The organism is Novacetimonas hansenii JCM 7643 (assembly GCF_000964405.1).
Classification (GTDB): domain Bacteria; phylum Pseudomonadota; class Alphaproteobacteria; order Acetobacterales; family Acetobacteraceae; genus Novacetimonas; species Novacetimonas hansenii.
Genome location: NZ_BANE01000012.1, coordinates 16,739 through 34,399, shown reverse-complemented (window position 1 = coordinate 34,399; position 17,661 = coordinate 16,739). Strand labels below are relative to the sequence as shown.

The following is a 17,661-nucleotide window of genomic DNA, read 5'->3' as shown; positions in this document are numbered from 1 at the left end:
CCTTTTTTCAAAAAGGCGGCGTCTTTCGAAGCTTTTTGGAAAAATCTTCACAAAAAACCTTTAGGATTTCAGTATGTTATCGAGGGTGACTTTCCAGACAGTCTCTCAAGCCTCCTGCCCCCAAACCTCTTCTTTCTGCCCTGTGACCGGCAGTATTTTTACGAAACAGCCAGAAGGGGCCGCAGCCCTGATGATCAGCCCTGACGATCAGGCCTGATGGTTTTCAATGAGGGTGCGCCGGATGGCGCGCCCGCGTGCGATGCGATCGACGATGATCGTGTCGTCGCCCCTGCGGATGGCGTCGGCCATGACCTGTGCGTCGGTCATGAAACGTTCAAGCATCTCCAGCAGTGCTTCGCGGTTGTTCAGGAAGATGTCACGCCACATCGTCGGGTCGGACGCCGCGATGCGGGTGAAATCGCGAAAGCCCGATGCCGCGAAATCCAGCACTTCGGAACGTGTTTCATCCGCCAGGTCATCCGCCGTGCCGCAGATGGTGAACGCCAGCAGGTGCGGCAGGTGGCTGACGATGGCGCACACCCGGTCATGATGTTCGGGCGTCATGGTGCGCAGGCGCGCGCCCATCGCCTCCCACATGGCGCAAATCCGCGCCACCGCATCGGCGGGCGTGTCCTGCAACGGCAGAAGCAGGCACCAGCGGTTTTCAAACAGGCTGGGAAACCCCGCGTCGGGGCCGGAATATTCCGTCCCCGCCATCGGGTGCGCGGGGACGAAGGCGATATCGGGGCGTGACGCCAGCGCGGGCAGTACGGCGTTGATGACCGAAACCTTGGTCGATCCCACCTCGCTCAGGATCGCGCCGGGTTTCATGGCCGGGACGACCTGTGCCGCGACCTCGCCAATCACGCCCACCGGCACGCACAGGATCACGCAGTCCGCATCCCGCACCGCCTGTGTGGCGTCGGGCTCCACCTGGTCGGCAATGCCGAGTTCACGCACGCGCGCACAGACCTTCGGGTCGATATCGCTGGCGACGATTTCACGCGCAATGTCACGGTCCATCATCGCACGGCGCAGGATGGACGAACCGATCAGGCCCGGTCCAATGATGACCAGCTTGTCAAACAGGGGGGGGACGAATGGCGTGGCGGTCATGGCGGCACCGGGTCAAAGCTGTGCGGGGATGGGGGCGGGTTATTCGCCCGGTGGGGTGGTGGTGGACGGGGTTGCGACGGGGGCGGCGTCCGTGGCGTCGGGGGGCGTGGCCTGCGGCGTCGTGCGCAGGCCACGCATTTCCATGGCCTGCCATCCCAGCAGCATCGGGATGCCGATCACCAGTTCACGCCCGCGTCGCAGCAGTGACAGCCCAAGCGAGACGGACGGCGCAATGCCAAAGGCCGAACCCAGCGCGATATAGGCCGCTTCCTGCACGCCCAGCCCGGCGGGGACAAGGAATGAGACGGACATGATACCGCAGGCCACGCCCTCGATGGCGATCGCGCCGCTGAAGCTGAGCTTCGCGCCAAGGAAATAATACGCAACCCAGATCGTGCCCGCACTGCCCAGCCAGCCCAGATAGTGCAGGAACGCGGCCTCTGCGATGCGGCGCGGGTGCGACCAGATCTCGTCAAAACGTTCCTGCAGGCTGTCGGCGCTGCTCATCATCGCATCCTGCCACTGCGTCGCCATGTTATGGCCCAGCATGCGGCCCGCACGCTTGAGCAGCGACCCCCCGTGCTGTTGTGTCCAGATGAAGCCGCCAATTCCCATCGTTAGCAACACAAGACCGATGATCACCGGCTTGGCGAAGGGGCTGGATTGCTGGTGGGCGACAAGGCACAGCACGGCGGTGAGGATGAACAGGATCTGGCCCATCACCTCTGTCGTGATGTCCACCAGGTTCGCGCACGCGGCTTCCGGCCCGCTGATGGTGCGTCCGCGACGTCCCGCGAACAGGTGGCTTGAACAGGTCGCGCGGATGCCGATCACCATCCCCCCAAGCTGGGAGAAGGGCAGGCATGACGCCGCCGCATCACGGATCATGCGCGATACCAGCAGTTGCCGGACGGAAATGTCACGACAAGCCGCGTGCCATGCAAGACCCAGTATTGCATCGACTGCAAGCTGCGCCAGCACGGTTGCCATGAATCCGACGAAGCCGATCGACACGATCGCCTTCATGACGGAGCCCGCGCCAAGCCACGCCGTGCAACCGGTAAGGAAGGCCAGGCCAAGGAAGGCCAGCAGGATGGTAAGCTTTCTCAAGAAAGATCCGTAATGCGTCTGTTAAGCCGAAAAGCGGTCGCAATGTCCGCCCGAAGTGACAGTGCGCGCCTGACTTACACCACGACAGGGTCTGGCGCCACCGCGAGGTGTCGGGATAAATGGTACTTCTTGCTGGTTGCGAGTCCGTATCGCAATCTTGAATTCTGTCACGGAGTGCTCGTTCAGGTCATGACTGCCCCAACGCTCGTCACCGGTGCAACCGGTTTTGTCGGCTCTGCTGTCGCCCGCAACCTGCTGGAACGTGGCCATTCGCTGCGCCTTATGGTGCGCAAGGGCAGTGATCTCACCAACCTGCGCGACCTGCCATGCGAACTGGTGGAAGGGGACCTGTCCACCCCGTCCACCTTTGACGCTGCGGTGCGCGGGTGCCGGTATGTGTTTCATGTGGCCGCGGATTACCGCCTGTGGGTGCCCGATCCCGTCCCCATGATGATCGCCAATGTGGAGGGGACACGCCAGCTCATGCTTGCGGCGCAGCGCGCGGGCGTGGAAAAGATCGTCTACTGTTCCTCCGTTGCGGCGCTTGGCCTGATCGGGGACGGTACGGTGTGCGATGAGGAAACGCCGGTCCATGAACATGGCGTGATCGGGATCTACAAGCGTTCCAAATACCGCGCGGAGCAGGAAGTCCTGCGCCTGGTCCATGAACGTGCGCTGCCTGCCGTGATCGTCAATCCCTCCACCCCTGTCGGCCCGCGCGACATCAAGCCCACGCCCACGGGGCAGATGATCCTCGACTGTGCCGCGGGGCGGATGCCTGCCTATGTCGATACGGGTGTGAATATCGTTCATGTTGATGACGTGGCCGAAGGGCATGCGCTGGCGCTGGAACGTGGGCGCGTGGGGGAGAAATATATCCTGGGCGGGCAGAATTACCTTCTGCGCGACCTGTTTGCGATGACGGCGGAACTTGCCGGGGTGGCGCCCCCGCGCGTCCGCCTGCCACAGGCGGTGATCTGGCCCGTTGCGATCGTCAGCGAATGGCTGTCGCGCATGTTCGGCATCGCCCCGCGCGTCACGCGCGAAATGCTGGCGATGTCGCACAAGAAGATGTTCTTTTCCTCTGACAAGGCGATCCGGGAACTGGGCTATTCCCCCCGTCCCGCGCGGGACGCCGTAAAGGACGCCATCGACTGGTTCCGCCAGCATGGTATGCTGGATTGAGGTCCGCGGCATGCTGCTTATCGCCATTGCGGGGCTGGCGCTGGCCATATGGGGATGGCTGATCTTCTTCCACGGGCGTTTCTGGCAGGCTGGCCCGATCCTTGCCCCGGTGGGGGGCAGGCAGCTTGACCGCAGGCGATGCCCCGACGTCTGTGTCGTGGTGCCCGCGCGTGATGAGGCCGCGGCGATCACGCAATGTCTTTCGTCCCTGCTGGCGCAGGATTATCCGGGGCGGTTGCATGTCATCGTCGTTGATGATGGCAGCACCGATGGGACGGGACGACTGGCGCGCAAGGTGGCCGATCCGAAAAAACGCCTGACGGTCGTGACCGGCAGGCCCCGCCCCGCGGGGTGGAGCGGTAAGCTGTGGGCTGTAAGCCAGGGCATGGCGGAGGTCGCGCGCCTGTGTCCCGCGACCGATGGGTTCGTCCTGCTGACGGATGCGGACATCACCCATGATGCGCGCCATGTCTCCACCCTTGTGGCCCGGGCGGAGGGGGGCGGCCTCGATCAGGTGTCGGAAATGGTGCAGCTCCACTGCGTCAGTCCCGCCGAACGCATGCTGGTCCCGGCCTTCGTCTTTTTCTTTGCCCTGCTCTATCCCTTCGCCAGCGTCAACGATCCGCGCAGCAAAACCGCCGGGGCCGCCGGTGGGACAATTCTTGTGCGTCGGACGGCGCTTGCACGGATTGGCGGGATCGACAGCCTGCGCGGCGCACTGATCGACGATTGCACGCTTGCCGCGCGTATCAAGCATGGGGGCGGGAAGATCTATCTGGGGCATAGCTGCCTTGCCCGTTCCATCCGGCCCTATCCCCACCCGCATGATATCTGGCGCATGGTGGCGCGCACGGCATATGTGCAACTGCGATATTCGCCGTGGAGGCTGCTTGCGACGGTGATCGGGATGATCGTGGTGTGGATCGTGCCGATGGAACTTGCCCTGTTTACCCATGGCGCGGCCTGCCTGTTGGGGGCTGCGGCGTGGGTTATGTCGATGGCGTCGTACACCCCCACGCTGCGCCGGTTCAACCTGATGCCCGCATGGGCGCTGTTGCTGCCGGTTGTGGCGGGTTTTTATACACTGGCGACCATCGGGTCGGCCATCAATCACCATCGGGGGCGGGGCGTGGTGTGGAAAAGCCGTGCCTATACCGATGCCGATGGGGCGATTTCGACCTATACCCATCCCGAAGCCGGTGGTGCGGTCATGAACAGGACAATGACAGGGGATGACATAGGGTGAGTAAAGCCGAACACGACGCATGGGGAAGCGAGGACGTTTCGTCTGGCAAGGGGGCGGGGGATGAGAATTTTCCTGTCGGCTCCCTGCTGATCAGCCGCGACCAGCGTCCGCATGTCCATGCCTATTATGATTTTGCCCGTGTCATCGACGATATCGTGGACAGCACGAAGCTTGACCCGCAGGCGAAGATCGACCGCCTTGATGCCATGGAGGGTGTGGTGCGCGGCACCGTGGCCGCCCCCGCCCGTCCCGATGCACAGACGGCGGCAAGGGTGCGCGAGATGTTTGCGCGTACGGGCGTGCCGGTTGAAACCGCAACCGACCTGATCGTCGCCTTCCGTCAGGATGCGGTCAAGAACCGGTACGACACGTGGGACGAACTGTTGGAATACTGCCGCTATTCCGCCAATCCGGTGGGGCGGTTCCTGCTGGCGCTGCATGGTGAGGGGCCGGAGACGGCAGGTCCGTCCGATGCGTTATGCACGGCGTTGCAGGTCATCAACCACCTGCAGGATTGTGCGGATGACCTGCGTGCGCTCGATCGTTGTTACCTGCCGCGCGAATGGATGGCGCGCGAGGGCGCGCAGGTGGAGGATCTGTATGGCCCCTATGCCCTGCCTGCCCTGCGCCGTGTGTTCGACGCGATGCTGGACGGAGTGGACCGCCTCAATGACGAAGCATCCCGCCTGCCCGCGCTGGTGCATGACCGGCGTATGCGCATGGAATGTGCGGTGATCGTTGGCCTGTCAAAGCGTCTTGCCGCCCGCCTGCGGCGTGAGGACCCGCTGGCGGGGCGGGTCAAGCTGTCGCGTGGCGACATGCTGGCGGCGATGGGCGGTGCGCTGCGTGTCATCCGCCGCTGATGCCGCGCGTGTCGGCAGGCGGATTTTGCCGTTAGGGTAATTGCCGTTAAAGAACGTCCGGCAGACATTGTGAACCTTGGATGGAACGGAAAACGCGGGGATGGTTTTTTTGCGCGCGCGGCATGATGGCACGACCCCACATGGCACGGCCCCACTGGGATGCGACCCCACGGACCTGATGCAGGTCGAGGCGGTGGTAACGGCGTCGGGCACGTCCTTTGGCAAGGGTATGCAGATCCTGCCGCCGGACCGGCGGTATGGGATGTATGCCGTGTATGCCTTCTGTCGCCTGGTGGATGACGTGGCCGATGACGAAGGCGAAGCCCGGGACAAATGCGACCGGCTTGATGCATGGCGGGCACGTATCGCGCGGCTGTATGCGGGACAGGCGGACGATGCGCTGGATCGTGTACTTCTGTCCACCATCCGTATGTTCGGTCTGCGGCAGGAGGATTTCAATGCCGTGATCGACGGCATGGAAATGGATGCGCGTGGCCCCATCGTCGCCCCGGACGAGGCGACGTTTGACCTGTATTGCGATCGTGTCGCCTCTGCCGTGGGGCGTCTGTCTGTGCGTGTGTTCGGCGATGCCTCGGCCGAGGCGGACAAGGTGGCCTATCACCTTGGCCGTGCGTTGCAGATTACCAATATCCTGCGTGACGTGGCGGAGGACGCGCGGATCGGGCGGCTGTACCTGCCTGCTGAACTGCTGTCGCGTTTCGATGTGCCGCTGACCCCGCAGGGGGCATGCCATGCGGCGGGGCTGGATGCGGTGGGACGCATTCTGGCGGGACGGGCACGTGACCATTTCCGCGCCGCGGATGCCGCGATGCGCCGGTGCAACCGCCGGGCCATGCGCCCCGCGCGCGTGATGGGCGCGACCTATGCCGCGATCCTGTCCGCGCAGGAACGCCATGGGTGGCGCGACCTGTCGCACCGTGTTTCGCTGTCGCGCCCGCGCAAGCTGCTGATTGCAGCCCGCGCGCTGGTGGCCTGAACGCATGAGCGGACATATCCATATCGTCGGCGGCGGCCTTGCGGGCCTGTCGGCGGCTGTTGAACTGGCGGGTGCCGGGGAACGCGTCACGGTGTACGAGGCCGGACCGGCCTGTGGCGGGCGGGCGCGTTCATATGTGGACAAACATCTTGGCTGTCGCATCGACAATGGCAACCACCTGCTGCTGTCGGGCAATCGGGCGGTCAACCGCTATCTTGGGCTGATTGGCGCGCAGGATACGTTGACGGGGCCGTCACGCCCGGTCTTCCCCTTCATCGACCTTGCGGACCGTGCGCGCTGGACGCTGGACCTGTCGCGCGGGAAGGTTCCGTTGTGGGTGCTGTCGCGCCGGCGCCGTGTGCCGGGCATGCGGCTGGGGGAACTGCGCAGCCTGATGCGCCTGATGGAGGCAGCCCCCGATATCGTGGTGTCGGACTGCCTGATGCCCGGTGCGCTGTCGTCGCGCCTGCTGGAACCGTTTGCGATTTCCGTCCTCAACACCATGCCCGACGTTGGCAGTGCGGCATTGCTGGGCGCGGTGGTGCGTGAAAGCCTGGCGCAGGGGGGGCGGCATTGCCTGCCACGCTTCCCGCAGGACGGGCTGTCCGAAAGTTTCGTTGATCCGGCGCTGTCGCACCTCGCGCTGATGAAGGCACAGGTCCAGACCGGCGTGCGTATCAGTGCGGTGGAGGCCGGGGACGGGCGCGTCACCATGCTGCGCGCAACGGGGCAGGATATCGCCATTGGTCCGGGGGACGCGGTGATCATGGCAACGCCTGCACCGGTCGCGGCCTCCCTGCTGGAGGGGCAGCTTCCCGGGTTCAGCGCCCCGGACCAGTTCGAGGCCATCGTGAACGCGCATTTCGCCATGCCTTATGTGCCCGTGGCGACCGGTGCGCTGGCGCAGGCGCGCTTTATCGGTCTGGTGGGGGGGATCAGCGAATGGGTGTTCATCAAGGGGCACATCCTGTCTGTGACCGTCAGCGCCGCCAACCGTTATGCCGCATATGACACCGACGCCCTGGCCCGCACCATCTGGGGGGAGGTGCGCGCAGCCCTCGACCCCGCGTTGACGATGGCCCTGCCGGTGGACATGCCGCCGATGCGCATCGTGCGTGAAAAGCGCGCGACCTTCGCCGCAACCCCGGCGCAGGATCGGCTGCGGCCCGCCACGCGCACGATGTTGCCCAACCTGATGCTGGCCGGGGACTGGACGGAAACCGGCCTGCCCGCCACGATCGAGGGTGCGATCCGTTCTGGTGTTGCCGCGGCGCAGGCCGTCCGGCAGCGCCACGGTGCATGAACGGCTGTTTGAAAATAGCTGCTTGATAAAGAGAAAAATTTTCGGGTGCGGCCTTTTTCCAAAAATATGACGTCTTTTGACGCGTGTTTCAGAAGGCCACACCGGAAATTTCTTTGAATCTGGAACAGGCCCCCGCCGGATAATGGGGGAATATGGGATTATGGCGCAGAAACCTGAAACGACGACGACCCGCAAGGCCCCGGCCCGCAAGACCACGACGACACGCAGGCGCACCGCCACAAAGGTGGTCAGACCTGATGCGCCATTGGCGGCGGCGGACCTTGATGCGGCCGTCACCCGTGCGCAGGCCGCGTTGGGACAGCGACAGAAGGAAGACGGCCACTGGGTTTTCCCTCTGGAGGCGGACGCCACCATTCCGGCTGAATATGTCTTGCTCGAACATTTCCTTGATCGGATCGACCCGGCGCTGGAAAAGCGGATTGGCATCTATCTGCGTCGTATCCAGGGCGCGCATGGTGGTTGGCCCCTGTATGAAAATGGCAGGTTCGACCTTTCCGCGTCGGTCAAGGCGTATTTTGCCCTCAAGGCCATTGGCGACGACATCAATGCCCCGCACATGATCCGTGCCCGGGCGGCAATCCTGCATCATGGTGGTGCCGAACGCACCAACGTGTTCACCCGCCTGCAGCTTGCGCTGTTTGGGGAGGTGCCATGGCACGCCGCGCCCGCCATGCCGGTCGAACTGATGCTGATGCCGCGCAAGGCGCTGTTTTCGGTATGGAACATGTCGTACTGGTCGCGGACGGTCATCGCGCCCCTGCTGGTGCTGGGGGCCGTGCGGCCCTGTGCGCTGAACCCGCGCGGTGTCCATATCCCCGAACTGTTCGTAACCCCGCCCGACAGGGTGCGCGATTGGGTCCGGGGGCCGTACCGTTCCCGCTGGGGGCATGTGTTTCAGTATCTGGACAGGGTACTGCATCCAGCGGAACGTTTTTTCCCGCGTAAAACGCGCCGTCGTGCGATCCGTGCCGCCGTGGACTTCGTTGAAAAACGCCTTAATGGCGTGGATGGGCTGGGCGCGATCTATCCCGCCATGGCCAATACCGTCATGATGTTCCGCGCACTGGGTGTGCCCGATACCGACCCCCGCGCCGCGACAGCGTGGGAAGCGGTGCAGCGCCTGCTGGTCAATCAGGGCAGGGAAACCTATTGCCAGCCCTGCGCGTCCCCCATATGGGACACTGGCCTTGCGGGGCACGCCATGATCGAATCCGCCACCGGTCCTGATGGCATTGCACCACAGGCGACGAAGGAGAAGCTGGCGAAGGCTGCCCAATGGCTGCGTGGACGCCAGATCCTTGACGTCAAGGGTGACTGGGCGATGAACTGCCCGGATGTGAAGCCCGGTGGCTGGGCATTCCAGTACAACAATGACTACTACCCCGACGTGGACGACACGGCGGTGGTGGGCATGCTGCTGCACCGTGCGGGCGATCCGGCCAATGCCGAAGCGCTGGAGCGCGCACGCCACTGGATCATTGGCATGCAAAGCAGCAATGGCGGTTGGGGGGCGTTTGACATTGATAACGACCTTGATGTGCTCAACCACATTCCTTTCGCCGATCATGGGGCGCTGCTTGACCCGCCGACCGCCGATGTGACGGCGCGTTGCATTTCCTTCCTTGCGCAGCTTGGCCATGGTGTGGATCGCCCGTGCATCGAACGCGGTCTTGATTACCTGCGCACGGAGCAGGAGGCGGACGGGTCATGGTTCGGCCGCTGGGGCACCAATTACATCTATGGCACTTGGTCGGTGCTGTGTGCGCTGAACGCGGCGAATGTGGCGAAGGACGACCCGATGGTCGTCCGCGCCACAGACTGGCTGCGGTGCAGGCAACGCGCGGATGGTGGCTGGGGTGAGGGATGTGAATCCTACGAAGGTGGCCCCCATGGTGAATATGGCCAGAGCCTGCCGTCGCAGACCGCATGGGCCGTGCTGGGCATGATGGCTGCGGGCCTGAAGGATGATGCGGCGGTTGCGCGCGGTGTGGCGTATCTGGCCCGGACGCAGGGTACGGACGGCGAGTGGGCCGAAGAGCCGTATAATGCCGTCGGTTTTCCCAAGGTGTTTTACCTGCGGTATCATGGCTACCGACAGTTTTTTCCGCTGATGGCGCTGTCGCGCTATCGCAACCTGCAAAACAGCAATAGTGGCCGCGTGGGGTATGGATTCTGATTATGGATAACAGCATGCAGGCCACGGTTGTGGTGCCCTTCACCCGTCTTGGGATCGTGGTCGGGATGGAGGCGGAGGCCGCCCTGATCCGCCCGTTCTTCCCCGCCGCGCGCTTTGGCATCAGTGGCGCGACGCTTGATGGCGCACGGCGTGCGACCTCCATCCTGCTGACGTCCGGGGTGGATGCGGTTCTGTCGTTCGGGCTGGCCGCGGGTCTGGACCCGGCGCTGTATCCGGGGATTGTCCTGTTGCCACGTCATGTTGTGGTCGATGGGGCGCGTATCCCCACCGATCCGGCCTTTTCCGACTGGCTGGGGCAGGGGCTGCGGACGGTGCAGCGCGGGGATCTGCTACACAGTGATGTGATCGTCTCCGACCGGCAGGAGAAAGCCGAACTGTTCGCGCAGAGCGGGTGCGAAGGGCTGGACATGGAAAGTGGCGTGGTGGCGACGCTGTGTTCCGAGCGCAAGGTTGCGTTTGCGGTCCTGCGTGTCGTGTGCGACCCGGCGGACCGCACCTTGCCCCCCGCCGCCGTGGTGGCGTTGCAGCCGGGCGGGGGGATCGCACTGGGCGCGATCCTGCGCAATGTGCTGGCCCATCCGGGGCAGATCCCGGCCCTGATCGAAGTGGGACGGGATGCGGGTATGGCCCGCAAGGCCGCGCGCGCCATGTTGCGGCGGCGGTTTGACCCCGAATGATATGCTGCCTTCTTTGTCTTTAAAGAGGTGGTTTGAAAATCATAAAGGTTTTTGGTGAAGCTTTTTCCAAAAAGCTTCAGAAGATGCCGCCTTTTTAAAAAAAGGCGGCACCCAAAAACTTTTCTGATTTTCTATCAATGATTGGTTTTCAAGAAATCTTTAAGAAGATGACACTCTTTTTGAAGCTTTTCGGGGAAAGCTTCACTAAAAAACTTATAATATTTCAGTAAGTTATGGGGTCTTCCTTTTTTAAAAACCTCTGAATGGCCGGTTTTCAAAGGGCGATGCCCTTTGGGCGGGTCAAGGGCTGCGCCCTTGTAGAGGGTGTGTCACCATGCATGGGCGACATGTGTGTTCCCATGCAGGTACCGGGCATCAGCCATCTGTGGAATATCCCGCTGTTTTTGCGCTATGTTTCAAAGAATGACAGCAATCCGGCGCTGATGCCGCACGTTCGCGATGCAGCGGCGGCGATGCGGAATTGATTCGCGTCAATGTGTCGCAGGGTCGATAGTCGATAGGATGTCGGTGGGTGTCGGGAAAGGAAAGACGGGCATGACAAAGGCTGTTCTGGCGTTGAATGCAGGGTCGTCCAGCCTGAAATTCGCCCTGTTCCGCATTGACCCGACCGATACCCCCACAAGTCCCAGCCACCGCATCGCCTCGGGCGAGGTGGAGGGCATTGGCACCCATCCGCACTTCCGCGTCAGGGATGCGGACGGCAAGGTTCTGCTTGATGAAAGCTGGGACGCCCATGAAGCGGGGACGCCTGATGCGCATCATGGCCCGATGGCCACCCTGATGGAGTGGGTGGGCGAACATCTGGGTCATGTCGAACTGATGGGGGTGGGGCACCGTGTTGTCCATGGCGGGCCGGATTTCATCCGCCCGGTGCGCATCACGCCCGATGTGCTGGCCGCCCTGACGGCGCTGACGCCGTTTGCCCCCCTGCATCAGCCCGGCAGTCTGGCGCCCGCGCGCGCGCTGATGGCACAGCGGCCCGACCTGCCGCAGGTCGCGTGTTTCGATACGGCCTTTCACCATACCATGCCCCCTGTCGCGCAGGCACAGGCCCTGCCGCGTTCCTATGCCGCCAAGGGCGTGCGGCGGTATGGTTTCCATGGGCTATCATATGAATATATCGCCAACTGCCTGCGCGCGCGCGCGCCGCATCTGGCGGGTGGTCGCTGTATCGTGGCGCATGTCGGCAGCGGTGCCAGCCTGTGCGCCATGCATGAAGGGCACAGTATCGATACCACGATGGGGTTTTCGGTGCTGGACGGGCTGATGATGGGCACACGCTGCGGTCATCTCGACCCGGGTGTGATCCTTTACATGCTCAGGGAAGAAGGGCTGGACGCAGCAGCGATCGAAAAGGTGCTGTACCACGACTCCGGCCTGCTGGGGGTTTCGGGGGTGTCCAATGACATGCGTGACCTGCATGCGCGCGCCGCCCACGATCCCGCCGTCAGCGCGGCGCTGGAGCTGTTCGTCTATCGCTTTGTGCAGGAAGCGGGCATGATGGCCGCGTCGTTGCAGGGGCTGGACGGACTGGTCTTCACGGCGGGCATTGGGGAGAATGACGCCATCGTGCGTGCTGCGATCTGTGCGCGGCTGCAATGGCTGGGCGTGCGGCTCGATGCTGCCGCGAATATCGCGAACAGCGAAATTATCAGCACATCCGACAGCAAGGTCGAGGTGCGGGTCATTCCGACGGATGAGGAAACGACGATCCGCCGCCATGTGATGATGTGTCTGGCGTAACGGACACGGACAATTTGTTTCGAAGGGGACGCAGATGAGTGAGACAGTATCCACCACGCCATTATCGGCACAGGAACTGGCATTATTCAACAAATGGTGGCACGCGGCCAACTATCTGTCGATCGCGCAGATCTATCTGCTGGCCAACCCGCTCCTGCGCGAGCCGCTGAAGCTTGAGGATACCAAGCCACGCCTGCTGGGGCACTGGGGCACCACGCCGGGGCTGAATTTCCTGTATCTCCACCTCAACCGCATCATTCGTGAACAGGATCGCAGCATCCTGTTCATCGCGGGGCCGGGCCACGGGGCGCCGGGTGTGATTGCCAACACCTACCTTGAAGGCACCTATAGCGAGTATTTCCCCGAAGTGTCGCAGGACGCGGACGGGCTGGCGCGGCTGGTCAAGCAGTTCTCCTTCCCCGGTGGCATTCCCAGCCATGCTGCCCCCACCACGCCGGGTTCCATCAACGAAGGTGGCGAACTGGGATATTCCCTGTCGCATGCCTATGGTGCGGTGTTCGACAACCCCGACCTGATCGCCGCCTGCGTCGTCGGTGATGGCGAGGCGGAAACCGGGCCGCTGGCGACATCGTGGCACAGCAACAAGTTCCTTGACCCCAAGACCGATGGCGCGGTCCTGCCGATCCTGCACCTCAATGGCTACAAGATCGCGAACCCCACCGTTCTGGCGCGTATCTCGCCCGAGGAACTGGTCTCCCTGTTCAAGGGCTATGGCTATGACCCGATCGTGGTCGAAGGTGACGTGCCCGACGTGGTGCATCAGGCCATGGCGAATGCGATGAACACGGCGTTTGCCCGCATCGACGCCATCCAGAAGGCCGCCCGCACCGAAGGCAGGACCGAACGGCCCATATGGCCCATGATCATCATGCGCACGCCCAAGGGCTGGACCTGCCCCAAGACGGTGGACGGCCAGCGGGTCGAAGGATACTGGCGCGCCCATCAGGTGCCCTTTACCGACCTTGGCAATCCTGCGCACCTCAAGCTACTTGATGAATGGCTGCACAGCTACAGGCCAGAGGAACTGTTTGACGAAAACGGCACGCTGATGCCCGAAATTGCGGCGCTTGCGCCCAAGGGCAACCGCCGTATGAGTGCCAACCCCCATGCGAATGGCGGCCTGCTGCGTCGCGACCTGCGCCTGCCGGACGTGGCGCCCTATGCCGTGACGGTGGAAGCGCCAGGCCATGCGCTGGGTGAGGGGACGCGCGTGCTGGGATCGTGGCTGCGTGACGTGATGAAGGAAAACCTGTCATCACGCAATTTCCGCGTGCTGGCACCCGATGAGAACAATTCGAACCGCCTTAACGCTGTGCTTGACGTTACGAACCGCGCATGGAACGCCGAGACGTTCGATTACGATGACCATCTGTCCGTTGATGGCCATGTGATGGAAATCCTTAGCGAGCATACCTGTCAGGGCTGGCTGGAAGGCTACCTGCTGACGGGCCGCCATGGCTTCATGTCGTGCTACGAGGCGTTCATTCACATTGTCGACTCGATGGTCAACCAGCATGCCAAGTGGATCAAGCAGGCTGATGAAGTGGCATGGCGTGCGCCGATCGCCTCGCTTAACTATCTGCTGACATCGCATGTCTGGCGTCAGGACCATAACGGGTTCAGCCATCAGGACCCGGGTTTCATCGACCATGTCCTGAACAAGAAGGCCAAGACCGTCCGCGTGTACCTGCCGCCCGATGCGAACACGCTGCTATGCACGGCCAAGACCTGTCTGGAAAGTCGTGACCGCGTGAACGTTATCGTGGCGGGCAAGCAGCCGGAGCCACAGTGGCTGGATATGAATGCCGCCATTGAACATTGCGCGCAGGGAATTGGCATCTGGGAATGGGCCAGCAATGACAAGGGGGGTGAGCCCGATGTCGTGATCGCCTGCGCCGGTGATGTCCCCACCATCGAGGCACTGGCCGCGACGCAGATCCTGAATGAACATCTGCCGGACCTGAAAATCCGTGTCATCAACGTGGTGAACCTGCTGACGCTGCAGACCCCGCAGGAACATCCCGATGGCCTGGACGATGCAGTGTTCGACAGCCTGTTCACCGTGGACAAGCCGGTGATCTTCGCCTTCCATGGCTATCCGGCGCTGATTCACAAGCTGATCTACAAGCGGACCAACTGCCGCAACTTCCACGTTCATGGCTATCGTGAGGAAGGTTCGACCACGACACCGTTCGACATGACGGTGCGCAACAATCTGGACCGGTTCCATCTGGTGCAGAACGTGATCCGCCGCGTACCCGCCCTTGCGGTCAAGGCGGCCTATGCCAACCAGTTGATCAATGACAAGCTGAACGAGCATAAGCGTTATGTCGCGCAATACGGGCAGGACCTGCCGGAAGTGCGTAACTGGCGCTGGTCATAAGGTTTGTCGGCGCTGACCCGGATCATCTGATCCGGCTGTGATATTCTGGTACCGGCAGTGAGCATGGCTTGCTGCCGGTATTTTTTTCGGGCGGTATTTTCCTGTCATGACCAATTTTGAAAACAGGAAATATTTTCAAAGTTCTTATGGAAATATTTCCTGAAATCTTCTTGTGGTTATGACATGAACGTCTTTTTTCATTGTTTCTGCAAACAAGAAGACACGTCCTGCATAATATAAAAATACCCGTTTCCAGTTATTTTCATGCAACTGGAAACGGGCATCATAATCAGTTCGTGACCCATGTAATCCCGTGTGGATTACTGCTGGAACAGGTGCGCAAGGAAGTTCTGTTTCTCCAGCGAGATCGGCAGCGTGGTGTTGGTCAGCGCCACACCCTGCCATCCTGCGCCGATGGCGGTATACAGGTTGATCGCATCCTGCAACCGTTCCAGCCGTGCCATGGCTTCGGCATTTTGCGCGTTCAGGGTGGTGCGTTCCGTAGTCAGGACTTCGAGGAAGCCGACCAGTCCCGCGCCATACAGCTTGCGCGCGCGCTCACTTGCCAGCGTACTGTCTTCGGCGGCCTTGGCCAGCAGTTCGGTATGTTCCTCATCATCATGCCAGGCGGCCATTGCGTCTTCGACTTCCTTAAAGCCCTTGAGGACGGTCTGGCGGTAATTCAGGCGGCTTGCTTCGGCCGCGGCCTGTGTCGCGCGCACCTGCGAAGTCAGCTTGCCCCCATGCATCAGCGGCAGCGAAGCCATCATCAGGAACTGCCAGCTCATGGTTGCAGCTTCTGTCATCTGCGACATGACCGAGGCATTCGGGTTAAAGCTGATGGGGATGCTGAAATTGGGATAAAGCTGTGACACGGCCATGCCGATCCGTGCCGTGGCCTCTGCATACTGGCGTTCGGCCGTGCGGATGTCCGGGCGGTTGGCCAGGACGATGGACGGCAGGGTGGCCGGGAATTCCGGCACCTTGGGCAGGGGCCTGGCCACCTTCAGTTCGATTTCGGAAGTCCCGGGCATCTGCCCCATCAGAACATCAAGCGCATGCGTGATCTGGGAGATATGGGTCTTGAGCGGTTCGCGCGCGGCGGTCTGGGAATCCAGCTCTGCCTTGGCCTGCGCGATCTGCATGGTGTTGCCCACCCCTTCGAGGTAGAGGCGGTTGGTCAGGTCATAGGCATCCTGGGCCACACGGATGTTATTGTTCGCAATTTCCAGCCGCAATTGCTGGTCACGCAGCATCATGTAATCGCTGGCCACTTCGGACAGGATCATGACCATCAGGGCGCGGCGTTCCTCAATCGTGGCTTCGACGGCGTATTTCTGCGCCTCCACACTGCGGCGGATACGCCCGAAAACGTCAAGCTGCCAACTGCCTGCCATGCCATAGGTCAGGTAATTCGCATCCGGGTGGTTGGCCGGGTTGCCTGGACGTATCGGCCAGTTCTCGATGTTGATCGAATACCGGACGTTACCACCACCCGCATCGGCATCCATCTGTGGATACCATTGCGACGCCTGCACATCGCGGATCGCGCGTTCCGCAAGGATGTGCTGCCCCGCCGCCTGCAGGTCATAATTCCCTGTGATCGCCTTATCGACCAGCTTGTCCAGCTCGGGGTCCTTGAACAGGTGCCACCACTGTTTCAGCTCCCGGTCGGTGTCCTCGATCTCTTCCTTGGTGGCAGGATGGTCATCCTCGGTGAAGCGGGCGGGCAGCTTCATGCGGTCGGGCTGGTAACGCGGTCCGACCGTGCAACCGGCCAGCACCAGGGCGGCGCTCAGGAACAGGCCGGTCTTGCGGGTGATCGTGGTGATATTCATTGTTGTGCCTGGCGCCTTACAGGTGGTCTTGCAACCACGTCGTCAGATGGCCGCGTTGGGTACGGGACTGCGGGCCGACGCTGATGGTCGCCGTCATGCCTGCGGCAAGAGTGATGCTGTCGGGAACATGGTCCAGATGGATGCGCACCGGGATACGCTGTGCCAGACGGACCCAGGTGAAGATCGGGCTGACGTCCTGCAGACCCAGGCCATCTGGCTTGCCGTTCTGGTCATTGATGCCACGTGCGATACTGACGACATGGCCAGGCAGGATGTCCTTGTATCCCATCAGCTTGACGCGTGCTTCGTCCCCGACATGGACGCCCCACATCTTCGTTTCCTCGAAATACCCGTTGACCCAGTAGGAGTCGGAGTCAATCACCGCAAGGCGGGCATGCCCGGCCGTGACGTAATCGCCCACCCGCAGGTTCAGGTTGGTGATGTTGCCATTGACCGGCGAATACAGGATGGAGCGCTGGAGGTTCAGCTTGGCCAGATCAAGGGCCGCGCGGGCCGCATCCACCGACGCGATCTGCGTCGCCACGTTGGAGTTGAAAACCTCCTGTTCTTCGGCAGAGACGATACCGCCAAGGCCCATGCGGCGCCGGGCGTCGTTCTGCTTGAGCTTCAGGTCTTCGAGCGCACCGTCAAGGCGGGCCTGCGCCTCGCGGATGGCCAGGTGGAAGCGGACCGGGTCAAGCACGAACAGCGGGTCGCCCTTATGGACATACTGGTTGTCCACCACCGGTAGCTGGACCACCGTGCCGGAAACTTCGGGGGCAACATCGACCACATAGACGCGCACACGTCCGTCACGTGTCCACGGGGCAATCATGTAGGTGTCCCATAAGGTGACGCCCATGACGATGGCCATCGCCACGACCGCCAGGGTCAGTACCACACGGATCAGGGTGCGCAAGAGAGGCATGGTGGATTCTCG

15 protein-coding genes are annotated in these 17,661 nt (G+C 62.3%); 11 read left to right on the top strand and 4 right to left on the bottom strand.

Features of this window, described 5'->3' with window-relative positions:
* On the top strand, window positions 1–204 hold a 204-nt coding region (locus tag B7G66_RS18325; RefSeq protein WP_206778178.1), incomplete at its 5' end, for a hypothetical protein.
* A gap of 3 nt (window positions 205–207) precedes the next feature.
* Here the strand turns inward: B7G66_RS18325 and B7G66_RS01100 are convergent.
* Both B7G66_RS01100 and B7G66_RS01095 read right to left on the bottom strand, forming a co-directional pair.
* Entirely contained in the window at window positions 208–1,116 is a 909-nt protein-coding gene (locus B7G66_RS01100) for a prephenate dehydrogenase/arogenate dehydrogenase family protein (protein ID WP_003616607.1), read from the bottom strand.
* A 39-nt stretch (window positions 1,117–1,155) separates the two neighbouring features.
* Window positions 1,156–2,226, bottom strand: coding sequence for a lysylphosphatidylglycerol synthase domain-containing protein (locus tag B7G66_RS01095; RefSeq protein WP_003616605.1), 1,071 nt, complete (start codon window positions 2,224–2,226; stop codon window positions 1,156–1,158).
* 189 nt (window positions 2,227–2,415) lie between these two features.
* Here B7G66_RS01095 and hpnA point away from each other — a divergent pair, with 189 nt between their 5' ends.
* The 10 genes from hpnA to B7G66_RS01045 all read left to right on the top strand — a co-directional run bounded on the left by hpnA (window position 2,416) and on the right by B7G66_RS01045 (window position 14,883).
* On the top strand, window positions 2,416–3,411 hold the full coding sequence (hpnA, locus tag B7G66_RS01090) for a hopanoid-associated sugar epimerase (RefSeq protein ID WP_003616603.1): 996 nt from the start codon (window positions 2,416–2,418) through the stop codon (window positions 3,409–3,411).
* Between the two features lie 10 nt (window positions 3,412–3,421).
* Window positions 3,422–4,657 (top strand): glycosyltransferase, encoded by a 1,236-nt coding sequence (locus B7G66_RS01085; RefSeq protein WP_040511179.1) that lies wholly within the window; start codon window positions 3,422–3,424, stop codon window positions 4,655–4,657.
* Entirely contained in the window at window positions 4,654–5,520 is an 867-nt protein-coding gene (gene hpnC / locus B7G66_RS01080) for a squalene synthase HpnC (RefSeq protein ID WP_003616600.1), read from the top strand. The genes B7G66_RS01085 and hpnC overlap by 4 nt, the downstream gene beginning before the upstream one ends.
* 100 nt (window positions 5,521–5,620) lie before the next feature.
* The gene (gene hpnD, locus B7G66_RS01075; RefSeq protein WP_003616598.1) at window positions 5,621–6,517 is read left to right on the top strand and encodes a presqualene diphosphate synthase HpnD; all 897 of its coding nucleotides are present in this window, start codon (window positions 5,621–5,623) and stop codon (window positions 6,515–6,517) included.
* Between the two features lie 4 nt (window positions 6,518–6,521).
* A complete protein-coding gene (hpnE, locus tag B7G66_RS01070) occupies window positions 6,522–7,820 on the top strand; it encodes a hydroxysqualene dehydroxylase HpnE (protein ID WP_003616596.1) in 1,299 nt (432 codons plus the stop codon).
* A gap of 160 nt (window positions 7,821–7,980) precedes the next feature.
* Window positions 7,981–10,017, top strand: a complete 2,037-nt coding sequence (shc, locus tag B7G66_RS01065; protein ID WP_080545483.1) for a squalene--hopene cyclase — start codon at window positions 7,981–7,983, stop codon at window positions 10,015–10,017.
* A gap of 2 nt (window positions 10,018–10,019) precedes the next feature.
* Complete coding sequence (locus B7G66_RS01060) at window positions 10,020–10,715, top strand: phosphorylase family protein (protein ID WP_003616593.1); 696 nt, start codon at window positions 10,020–10,022, stop codon at window positions 10,713–10,715.
* A gap of 338 nt (window positions 10,716–11,053) precedes the next feature.
* The gene (locus B7G66_RS17720) at window positions 11,054–11,200 is read left to right on the top strand and encodes a hypothetical protein (RefSeq protein ID WP_155116134.1); all 147 of its coding nucleotides are present in this window, start codon (window positions 11,054–11,056) and stop codon (window positions 11,198–11,200) included.
* A 70-nt stretch (window positions 11,201–11,270) separates the two neighbouring features.
* Window positions 11,271–12,479: an acetate/propionate family kinase gene (locus tag B7G66_RS01050; protein ID WP_040511172.1), complete on the top strand. Its 1,209-nt coding sequence runs from the start codon at window positions 11,271–11,273 to the stop codon at window positions 12,477–12,479.
* A gap of 34 nt (window positions 12,480–12,513) precedes the next feature.
* On the top strand, window positions 12,514–14,883 hold the full coding sequence (locus B7G66_RS01045; RefSeq protein ID WP_003616584.1) for a phosphoketolase family protein: 2,370 nt from the start codon (window positions 12,514–12,516) through the stop codon (window positions 14,881–14,883).
* A gap of 320 nt (window positions 14,884–15,203) precedes the next feature.
* On the opposite strand, the gene B7G66_RS01040 is transcribed toward B7G66_RS01045, so the two are convergent.
* Together B7G66_RS01040 and B7G66_RS01035 are read right to left on the bottom strand one after the other, a co-directional pair.
* Complete coding sequence (locus B7G66_RS01040; RefSeq protein ID WP_003616582.1) at window positions 15,204–16,721, bottom strand: efflux transporter outer membrane subunit; 1,518 nt, start codon at window positions 16,719–16,721, stop codon at window positions 15,204–15,206.
* A 16-nt stretch (window positions 16,722–16,737) separates the two neighbouring features.
* Complete coding sequence (locus B7G66_RS01035; RefSeq protein ID WP_003616579.1) at window positions 16,738–17,649, bottom strand: biotin/lipoyl-binding protein; 912 nt, start codon at window positions 17,647–17,649, stop codon at window positions 16,738–16,740.
* Window positions 17,650–17,661: the final 12 nt, after the last annotated feature.